This is a genomic window from Aequorivita xiaoshiensis, from assembly GCF_022008395.1.
Taxonomy (GTDB): domain Bacteria; phylum Bacteroidota; class Bacteroidia; order Flavobacteriales; family Flavobacteriaceae; genus Aequorivita; species Aequorivita xiaoshiensis.
In genome coordinates this window covers 145,821-156,382 of record NZ_JAIRBB010000003.1, presented here as the reverse complement: position 1 = coordinate 156,382, position 10,562 = coordinate 145,821, and the positions used below count along the sequence as shown (strand labels likewise).

The 10,562-nt window shown below is 36.1% G+C and carries 7 protein-coding genes; 1 reads left to right on the top strand and 6 read right to left on the bottom strand.

The genetic code is table 11. The features are described from left to right. Positions 1-2: 2 nt before the first annotated feature. Complete coding sequence (gene ruvA, locus K8344_RS06055; RefSeq protein ID WP_139855564.1) at positions 3-584, bottom strand: Holliday junction branch migration protein RuvA; 582 nt, start codon at positions 582-584, stop codon at positions 3-5. 251 nt (positions 585-835) lie between these two features. Beyond that, positions 836-3,118 (bottom strand): NADP-dependent malic enzyme, encoded by a 2,283-nt coding sequence (locus tag K8344_RS06050; RefSeq protein WP_237607852.1) that lies wholly within the window; start codon positions 3,116-3,118, stop codon positions 836-838. Positions 3,119-3,320: 202 nt separating this feature from the next. Here K8344_RS06050 and K8344_RS06045 point away from each other — a divergent pair, with 202 nt between their 5' ends. Continuing rightward, complete coding sequence (locus K8344_RS06045) at positions 3,321-5,189, top strand: hypothetical protein (protein WP_237607851.1); 1,869 nt, start codon at positions 3,321-3,323, stop codon at positions 5,187-5,189. A 29-nt stretch (positions 5,190-5,218) separates the two neighbouring features. Here K8344_RS06045 and queG read toward each other — a convergent pair whose 3' ends face one another. From queG to K8344_RS06025, 4 genes are all read right to left on the bottom strand, one after another. Continuing rightward, positions 5,219-6,145: a tRNA epoxyqueuosine(34) reductase QueG gene (gene queG / locus K8344_RS06040; RefSeq protein ID WP_237607850.1), complete on the bottom strand. Its 927-nt coding sequence runs from the start codon at positions 6,143-6,145 to the stop codon at positions 5,219-5,221. A 3-nt stretch (positions 6,146-6,148) separates the two neighbouring features. Continuing rightward, positions 6,149-7,480: a cytochrome P450 gene (locus K8344_RS06035; RefSeq protein ID WP_237607849.1), complete on the bottom strand. Its 1,332-nt coding sequence runs from the start codon at positions 7,478-7,480 to the stop codon at positions 6,149-6,151. A gap of 8 nt (positions 7,481-7,488) precedes the next feature. Then, a complete protein-coding gene (gene ruvB, locus K8344_RS06030; protein ID WP_237607848.1) occupies positions 7,489-8,511 on the bottom strand; it encodes a Holliday junction branch migration DNA helicase RuvB in 1,023 nt (340 codons plus the stop codon). Positions 8,512-8,731: 220 nt separating this feature from the next. After that, positions 8,732-10,561: a cytochrome c oxidase subunit I gene (locus K8344_RS06025; protein WP_237607847.1), complete on the bottom strand. Its 1,830-nt coding sequence runs from the start codon at positions 10,559-10,561 to the stop codon at positions 8,732-8,734. Position 10,562 lies beyond the last annotated feature (1 nt).

Here is a 10,562-nt window from a genome sequence, read left to right as displayed (position 1 = left end):
TTTTATAAATTTTTTAAAGCTTGTTTAATAATCAATTCTACCGAAGCCTGTGGAGTTTCCTTAATAATGGCATCCACCACCTTTTCAGCCTTTTTGCGAATAAAACCTAGTGTCTCCAAAGCAGATAACGCTTCATTTTTATTCGTATTGCTTGTACCGGCAGAATTTCCTGACAAACCGTACACTTTTAAAATTTTATCTTTTAAGTCCAACACTACTCGCTGAGCTGTCTTGGCTCCAATTCCTTTTACCGACTGTATAACTGCAATATCATTTTGTGCGATAGCATCAATTACTTGATCTGGGGATAATGACGAAAGCATAGATCTAGCCGTACTTGCTCCCACTCCTGATACGCTAATTAACAATCTAAATATTTCTCGTTCTGCAACACTGGTAAAACCATAAAGAATATGGGCATCTTCACGCACCTGCAAGTGAGTGTAAAGTTTTATACTTTCACTAGCGGGAATTTCGGAAAATGTATGCAAAGATATATTGATGAAATACCCTACACCATTGCAGTCTATCACTACGTCAGTTGGGTTTTTTTCAACTAATCTGCCCTGTATATGGGTTATCATATGTTAATAAAAACTAAAGGGTTCAAATATAGTATAATTATTTGCAACTGCCATTGGGGATTTTTGGAAATATAAATAACATATTAAGCTTAAAAACAAGGTAGTTTGTATTATAAAATTTCAACAATAATTATCCTTATTGTAGCTTTAATTTACTTATAAATGAAAAAAGCATTGCTCTAAATTTAGACAATGCTTTTTAATGTGTATAACCTATCTTGCAGAATTACAATAATAATATGGAACTCTAATTACAATTTACCTCGTTTCTCCTTCTGTTGTGCATCTACAACGGCAACGGCACTCATGTTTACAATTTCATCTACACTAGCTTTCATCTGCAAAATATGCACTGGTTTACGCATTCCCAACATTATTGGCCCTATAGACTCAACACCATTAAGCTCTTTTAAAAGCTTATAATTACTATTTGCAGAATCTAGGTTTGGAAAAATTAATGCATTCACCTTTTTTCCAGCCAATTTTGAAAATGGGAACTTCTTCTTTATTAACTCTGCGTTCAAGGCAAAGTCTGTTTGTAGTTCTCCATCCAAAATCATATCTGGATTAGTCTTGTGGATGATATCAACCGCTTCTCTAACTTTAGTTGCGTGAGGATCCTTTGAAGAACCGAAATTTGCATACGAAATCATTGCTATTACCGGCTCCATACCAAACATTTTGATAGTATAATTGGTCATTCGAGCAATTTGTGCTAGCTCTTTGGCTGTAGGGTCAATATTTAAAGATGTATCTGAAATAAATATCGGACCACGTTTTGTGATCATCAAATTGGTTGTAGCAACTTTATTTACACCATCAAATTTCCCTATAGTTTCAAAAACAGGTTTTACTACAAGTGGGTAGGAACGAGAGAACCCTGAGATCATTGCATCTACATCCCCTTCACTAACCATCATCCCTGCAAAATAATTACGCTCTGTCATCAACTTTCGAGCATCGTATAGGGTAACACCTGTTCGCTTTCTCTTCATCCAGAATTTCTCGGCGTATTCATCGAATTTTTCAGGCTTTACATCACTCTTTGGATCGATAATTTCTATATCGGCATCAAACTCCAATTGCTCCATATAATCCTTAATAACATCTTTTCTTCCTAATAAAACCGGAATACCGATACCTTCTTCATATACAATTTGAGCCGCCTTTAATACGTCCAGATGGTCTGCTTCTGTATATACAATTCGCTTAGGTTTTAACTTTGCTCTATTGATTAATAAGCGAATGGTTTTATTGTCACTACCCATACGTTCGTATAACTCATCTTGATACTTCTGCCAATCGGTAATTTCGTGTGTTGCCACTCCGCTTTCCATGGCAGCTTTTGCAACTGCCGGAGGAACAGCAGTTATTAATCTAGGGTCAAAAGGTTTTGGGATTATATATTCTCTACCAAACGTAAGCTTCGTTTCCCCGTAAGCAATATTAACCTGCTCAGGCACTGGCTCTTTTGCAAGATTCGCAAGTGCTTTAACAGCTGCCATTTTCATAGCTTCGTTTATTTTTGTTGCTCGTACATCTAGTGCACCTCTAAAAATAAACGGGAAACCCAAAACATTGTTTACCTGATTAGGATGATCACTACGGCCCGTAGCCATTATAATATCCTTTCTAGTTTTTACAGCTAAATCGTATTCAATTTCCGGGTCAGGATTAGCCATAGCAAATACAATTGGATTTGCTTTCATGCTCAACAGCATTTCTGGAGTTACAATGTCTTTTACCGAAAGCCCTACAAACACATCTGCATCTTTCATAGCCTCTTCCAAGGTGTCTATTTTTCGATGAGAAGCAAATTCTGCTTTTTCGTCTGAAAGGTTTTCGCGATCTTCCCTAATTACTCCCTTGCTATCCAACATTACAATATTTTCAGCCTTTGCTCCGCATGACTTGTAAAGTCGCGTACAAGAAACCGCAGCAGCTCCAGCACCACTAATTACGATAACAGCATCTTCTATTTTCTTATCTGCTAATTCCAATGCATTAAGCAATGCTGCTGCCGAAATAATTGCTGTACCATGCTGGTCGTCGTGCATTACAGGAATATTCAACTCTTCTTTCAACCTCCTTTCAATCTCAAAAGCTTCAGGAGCCTTTATATCTTCAAGATTTATTCCTCCAAATGTTGGCGCTATATTTTTTACAGTAGCTATAAATTCTTCAATATCTTCTGTACCAATTTCAATATCAAACACATCGATGTCGGCAAAAATCTTAAACAGCAAACCTTTACCTTCCATTACAGGCTTAGACGCTTCAGGACCAATATTTCCCAATCCTAATACCGCAGTTCCATTAGAGATAACTGCTACTAAATTCCCTTTGTTAGTGTATTTATATGCGTTTTTTAAATCTTTTTCTATTTCAAGACAAGGTTCTGCAACTCCTGGCGAATATGCTAAGGAAAGATCACGTTGTGTAGAATAACTTTTGGTTGGAACTACCTGAATTTTCCCAGGTTTTGGTTTTGCATGGTATAATAATGCTTCTCTGCGTTTGCTCTGTTTGCTCATATTTCTTTACAACATTTATTAATAAAAATCACCAATCAATAAATCTAGTGATAATCCTTCAAAGGTACGAGTTTTGAAATAATCCGTAGCATGAATAGCTTCTCGGTTTTTATTACAAGTTTTTAGAAATGTTTAAAATTTAAAAGCAAAGAAAATGCTTAGCTTTCAATACTTTTGAAAAGTATTAATCTTAAAGGTGAAATTGAAAAGACTTTTATTCCTCATATTACTATTTTATACATCCCCCCAACTTGCCGCTCAAAACAAACAGGCGGAAAAGGATAGTATTGGAATTTATCAAGAAATAGAGTCGTATTCTAAAAAGAGTAAGTTTACGAAAATGGTGCATCGGTGGCTATTTAGATCTACTGCTAATAAATCTAAGGTGGAACCTACCCATAAAAAGAACCCCAATTATAAAAAACACGATGGAAAAATAATTCGTAAAATAATAATCAATACTAAAGATCCTTTTGGGTATTCTATAAGTGATAGTACTGAAACTGCAAATAGTTGGCTAGAGAAGACTGGAAACAATATTCATATTAAATCTAAACCATTAGCTATTCATAACTTTTTACTTCTAAAAGAAAACCAACCTTTAGACACTTTATTGCTTTTAGAAAGTGAACGTTTGCTTCGTTCACAAAATTACATTCGTGAAGTTACGATTGAAACCCAGGAAATCTCTAATTCCAAAGATTCTGTAGACATTGTAATTACTGCGCTCGATTCGTGGAGTTTAACACCTAAGGTTCAACTTTCAGGGTCACAGACAAAATTCAAACTAAGAGAGCGGAACATTCTTGGTACAGGGCATCAGTTAAAACTAGAGTTTTCAAATAGATTGGATGATGGAAGTGACGCCTACAAGGCAAGTTATAGTGTTCCAAACTTCTTAAATACTTTCATAAGTGCTGAGGGGAGGTATTCTATTGATTACGAAGGTTATTTTGAAAAAACTCTGGCACTCGACCGCATATTCTACTCACCATTAACCCGTTGGGCAGGAGGAGTATTTTTACAAGAACGTTTATTAGGAAGAGAATTAAAAAACGATACCGCCGGCTACGCAGTAAAAAACTTGAAATTTATTGCTCAAGATTATTGGGGCGGACATTCATTTCGGTTATTTGAAGGTAATTCCGAAAGAGAACGAACAACAAACCTTATTTTAAGTGCGCGTGCTTTACTAGTAGATTATAAAGATATCCCGTCTATTGAATACGATAGTATCCGATTCTTTTCCGATGAAAAAATTTATTTAGCAAGTATTGGAGTAGCCTCTAGACAATTCGTTAAGGACAATTATATTTTTAAGGATGGAATTACCGAAGATGTTCCGGTAGGCGTAGTCTATTCAATTACTGGGGGAATTCAGGATAAAAACAATAAAAACAGACCTTATCTGGGAGCGAAAATAGCCTATGGCAATTATTTCAGGTTTGGGTTTTTAAGCACCAATTTTGAACTTGGAACATTTTTTAATGATGCACATACGCAGCAAACTGTTTTTAATTTTGAAGCCACCTATTTTTCTCACCTCCTACAACTTGGAGACAAGTGGAAAATGAGACAGTTTGTAAAACCTCAATTTGTAATAGGAATGAATCGGCTAGAATCTGAAGTGGATAGGCTAAGCCTTAATGAGCGAGGCCATTTTAATGGAGCGTATGGCAACCTTTATTCCGATTATAGAAATGGAGCCATTCACGGCTTCGATGCCTCAATTGTAGGAACTCAAAAATATGTTCTTGGCTTACAAACACAATTTTACTCACCTTGGGAGCTGTTAGGTTTTAGATTTAATCCATTTGTAAATGTAACTCTAGGAATGCTTGCAGAAAGTAATAGAAGCTGGAAACGAAATCCTATATACTCTTCGTTGGGCCTAGGTTTTATTATCAGAAATGACTATTTAGTTTTTAGCTCTTTCCAGTTGTCATTTGCATACTATCCTCAAATTCCTGGACAAGGAAAAAACATCTTTAAATCTAATGCTTTTGAAACTGAAGACTTAGGCTTCCAAAACTTCCAAATTGGGAAACCTAGAACTGTAATCTATAATTAACAATCAACTTCATTATTCTGAAACAGAAATCAATCTTTTAAAAATTGAATGTTTCTGGTGAGTCCAGTGTACTTTGTTCGTTTTACTGCACTCTTTTTAAATATTTCACGAAAAACGTCTTTGGTAATTTCCTCCCAATCTTTTTTCGTCATAGAAAGTAATTCAGGATGAGGATTAAAAAGCGGTTCGTTATGCGGTTTGCTGAAACGATTCCAAGGGCAAACATCTTGACAAATATCACAGCCAAACATCCAATCTTCAAATTTTCCTTTTTCTGAAATGGGAATTTCGTTTTTTAATTCGATAGTGAAATATGAAATACATTTGCTTCCATCTACAACCCTATCTGCTACAATAGCGTTTGTAGGGCAAGCATCAATACAAGCGGTACAAGTACCACAATGGTCTGTAACGGGATTATCGTATTCCAAATCGAGATCGACGATTAACTCGGCAATAAAATAAAATGACCCAGACTGTTTAGTGAGCAAATTACTGTGTTTTCCTATCCACCCTAATCCACTTTTTGCAGCCCAAGCTTTATCTAATACTGGAGCAGAATCGACGAAGGCTCTTCCATTCACCTCACCAATTTCTTCCGATATAAAGTGCATTAATTCTTTTAACCTATCCTTTATAACAAAATGATAGTCGGTGCCGTAGGCATATTTAGAAATTTTATATGAATCAGGATTCTGAGTTTGAGAAGGATAATAATTAAGCAATAAAGAAATCACACTTTTAGAACCTGGCACTAAAACCGTAGGGTCTAGTCTTTTATCGAAATGATTTTCCATATACCCCATTTCGCCATTCATATTATTATTAAGCCATTTTTCTAATCGAGGCGCTTCTTCTTCAAGAAAAGCTGCTTTGCTTATACCACAAGAAAGGAACCCCAAGCGTTTTGCTTCGGCTTTTATTATCTGCGAATATTTTACTGCATTTTCAATCAAAACTTATCTCAAATTAAACTCCAAAATTGCATTTTTTGGCTTTAAGGTTATTAATGGCTTAATTTCTATTGGTGAATTCTTTTTAGAAATCTTATATGTTTTTACAATTTCTGCAATCGCTAGTATCATTTCATACATTCCAAAGTTATTACCGATGCACATTCTTGGGCCAGCTCCAAAAGGAAAATAGTGACCTGAATACTCTTTAGCGTTCACATCGGAAAATCGTTCTGGCCTAAATTTCTCAGGCTCATCCCAGTTTTTAGGGTCGGTATGAATCTCTAACAATGAAAATAATAAACTTGAATTTTTCGGAATAAACATCCCTTCAAAAGTATCGTTTTCAATATTCACTCTATCTATAAAATATGCCGGAGGATAAAGGCGAAGTGACTCTTCTATTACATTTTTGGTATACGAACAGTTTTTAATGAATTCCATTAAGCCTTCAGAATTCTCGGATGCGGCAGTTATTTCGGCATAAATCTTATCCTGTACATGAGGGTTTCGAGCAAGTAATTCACAAGTAAATGTAAGTGCATTTGAAGTTGTTTCGTGACCAGCAGTAAACAATATTAAAATTTCATCTATCAACTGCTTATCGTCCATTCCACTTCCATCTTCATATCTGGCATCTAAAAGCATGTCTAGTAAGTCATCCTCACGAACGCCCGATTGTCTCCTATCATTAACAAGTTTCTTAAGAATGTTTCTCGCTTCTTTAGTTTCAGCAAGGTGTTTAGAAAGTTCGCCACTCAGTTTAAACCACCAACCCAAGTACGGCATACGTAATTCTTTTACCAGCATCTGTTGCGCAGATTCGGTGATATGTTGAAGCCTTTTAATTTCACGACTGTCAACTGCACTACTAAAAAGCGATTTTACCACCGTTTGAAAAGCGAGGTCGTTGAAAATAGGAAAGATATCTTTCGCTTTACCCGTTTCAATCTTAGATAATTCAATATCAATTGCACCTTGAATGGCGTCTAGTAAATTAACCAATTGTTTTTTATGAAACGCAGGTTGAATTAGTTTACGTTGTTTTTGCCAAAACTCTCCTTCTGAAGTTAGAAGTCCGTTACCTACATACTTAACAAGATCTCGAGTTTGTATGGGAGATTTTTTATAATTCTTATGATTTTTCTGTAGTGCATATTGTGCTAAGCCAGCATCACGAGAAAAAATCACAGATTTTCCAAACCCGAGCTTCAACCGAAATGTGTCCCCCTTATTTTCAAAATTTCTATGATGAAAGGGCAGTGGATTTTTTAAAATCTGAAAGGAGTGAATCAGAAATCGGAAGGCAGAAACCGATGGGATTTTCATTACTTCCATAGCTAAAATTAAAACAATTCACTTTGAGTTGAACCTCTATTCTTGCCAAGATGTTTATAAGCTGCCTCGGTAACCTCTCTTCCTCTTGAAGTTCTCATAATAAACCCTTGCTGAATTAAGAAAGGTTCGTACACTTCTTCAATAGTTTCAGGACTTTCCGAAACAGCAGTTGCAATGGTAGTAATTCCAACAGGTCCGCCTTTAAACTTTTCGATTATTGTTGAAAGAATTTTATTATCCATTTCATCTAAACCGAAGGCATCTACATTCAAGGCGTTTAAGCCAAATCTTGCTATTTCAATATCAATTTTCCCATTTCCTTTTATCTGAGCAAAATCTCTAATTCTACGTAAAAGAGCATTTGCAATACGAGGTGTACCACGACTGCGTCCTGCAATTTCTATAGCAGCTTCCATAGCGATAGGCACATTTAAAATTCTTGCACTACGCTGTATTATTGTAGTTAATAATCTGGTAGAATAGTATTGGAGTCTTGAAGAAATTCCAAAACGTGCACGCATAGGCGCCGTAAGTAAACCTGAACGGGTTGTGGCACCTACTAGCGTAAAGGGATTTAAATTAATTTGAACCGAGCGCGCATTAGGCCCAGATTCAATCATTATATCAATTTTATAGTCTTCCATTGCCGAATAAAGATATTCTTCAACAATAGGGCTTAAACGATGTATCTCGTCAATAAAAAGCACATCTCGTTCATCTAAATTGGTAAGTAATCCTGCTAGATCACCTGGTTTGTCTAATACTGGACCAGAAGTTACTCTAATATTAACGTCGAGCTCATTTGCAAGAATATGTGCTAATGTAGTTTTACCTAACCCTGGAGGTCCGTGAAATAGGGTATGATCTAAGGCTTCACCTCTTTGATTTGCAGCTTGCACAAAAATTTGAAGATTTTCCAATGCTTGATCTTGTCCTGTAAAGTCTTCAAAGCTTAATGGACGCAACTGTTTCTCAATATCCAATTCCTGTGGGGATAGATTTTCGCCGGAGGGATCAAGGTTTTCATTCATAAAACAAATATAAGGAATCGGTAGCTAGGAAGTGTAATTGAAAGTAATGTAGAAATAAGAAAAAGCAGAAAAAACAACAAGCCGTGCTTTTTAGCACGGCTTGTCAAATAACTTGTAGTCTCCTCACTTCCTACTCATTATTATCTATTCAAAGATAAGATAGATTAATTTACTAGGAAATACGTGTTACTACTAATATTTTGCGTTATACAGAAATTAATTAGTGTTCTAACTCATCCTCATTGTCTTGTAAAGGGACGTTTTGAGGAATATAATCTTGACCAGCAATTACGTAATCTGTTTCGTCTTTATTAAGTTTACTATAATCGTAAGCCCAACGGTACACATGTGGTATTGGACCATCCCAGTTTCCATGGATGTGTTTTTGTTCTGCTGTCCATTCTAATGTAGTAGCGTTCCAAGGGTTCTTTGGACCTATCTTTCCGTAGAACATAGAGTGGAAGAAGTTGTAAAGGAACACTACTTGTACTGCAATCGTCATAATTGCAAACAGCGTCATAACAACATTTATATCATGTAAGTCATCAAAATATGGGAAACTTGTGTTGTTGTAGTATCTACGAGGTAGCCCTGCTAAACCAACAAAGTGCATTGGGAAGAAAATCCCGTAAGCGCCAATTGCCGTTACCCAGAAATGGATGTATCCTAATTTTTTATTCATCATACGACCCTCAAACATTTTTGGGAACCAGTGGTAAACCCCAGCAAGAAGTCCATAAAGCGCCGAAATACCCATCACTAAGTGGAAGTGAGCTACAACGAAATACGTATCGTGAACGTTAATATCTAATGCACTATCTCCAACGATAATACCAGTAAGACCACCAGTAATAAAGGTAGAAACGAAACCTATACTCCATAGCATAGCTACGTTCATCTGTAAGTTACCTTTCCATAAGGTGGTAATCCAGTTAAATGCTTTTACAGCAGATGGAATTGCAATAAGTAATGTTGTAAAGGTAAACACAGAACCTAAGAATGGATTCATCCCTGAAACGAACATATGGTGACCCCATACAATTGTAGAAAGGAATGCAATTGCTAGAATAGACGCAACCATCGCTCGGTAACCGAAAATTGGTTTACGAGCATTTGTAGCCATAATTTCAGATACTATACCCATGGCAGGTAGAATTACAATATACACCTCTGGGTGCCCAAGAAACCAGAATAAATGTTCAAACAACACTGGTGAACCTCCTTGGTGATGTAATACTTCACCAGCAATATAAATATCTGACAAGAAGAAAGAAGTACCAAAACTTCTATCCATGATAAGCATTAAAGCAGCTGAAAATAAAACGGGGAATGCTACAACACCAATAATAGCAGTTACAAAGAATGCCCAAATAGTTAAAGGAAGACGCGTCATAGACATCCCTTTAGTACGCATATTTAATGTTGTAACGATATAGTTAAGTGAACCTAACAATGATGAAGCAATAAATATTGCAATAGATATCAACCATAATGTCATACCTGCCCCAGAACCTGGAATAGATTGAGGTAAAGCACTAAGTGGAGGATAAATTGTCCATCCTGCTGATGCCGGCCCTGCTTCAACGAATAATGAGAAAACCATTATTGCACTAGAGATAAAGAATAACCAGTAAGAAACCATATTTAGGAATCCTGAGGCCATATCTCTTGCACCAATCTGTAGTGGAATTAATAGGTTACTAAAAGTACCACTCAATCCAGCTGTAAGTACGAAGAATACCATTATAGTACCGTGAATCGTAACTAATGCAAGGTAAACACTAGGATCCATAACTCCATCTGGAGCCCATTTCCCTAGTAACATTTCAAAAATTGTAAAACTTTGGTCTGGCCATGCTAGTTGTATTCTAAACAATAAAGACATTAGAATACCTATAGTACCCATAAACAAACCTGTAATTAGGTATTGCTTAGAGATCATTTTATGATCTTGGCTAAAGATATATTTAGTTACAAATGTTTCTTTATGATGATGCCCATGATCTTCGTGATGATCTTCTATTGCGTGAGCCTGTGCGTGTGCTGACATA

Bases quoted from the DNA above. Each gene is read 5' to 3' on its own strand.
- ruvA (WP_139855564.1), bottom strand. From the start codon at position 584: ATGATAACCCATATACAGGGCAGATTAGTTGAAAAAAACCCAACTGAC.
- K8344_RS06050 (WP_237607852.1), bottom strand. From the start codon at position 3,118: ATGAGCAAACAGAGCAAACGCAGAGAAGCATTATTATACCATGCAAAA.
- K8344_RS06035 (WP_237607849.1), bottom strand. From the start codon at position 7,480: ATGGAAGTAATGAAAATCCCATCGGTTTCTGCCTTCCGATTTCTGATT.
- ruvB (WP_237607848.1), bottom strand. From the start codon at position 8,511: ATGAATGAAAACCTTGATCCCTCCGGCGAAAATCTATCCCCACAGGAA.
- K8344_RS06025 (WP_237607847.1), bottom strand. From the start codon at position 10,561: ATGTCAGCACACGCACAGGCTCACGCAATAGAAGATCATCACGAAGAT.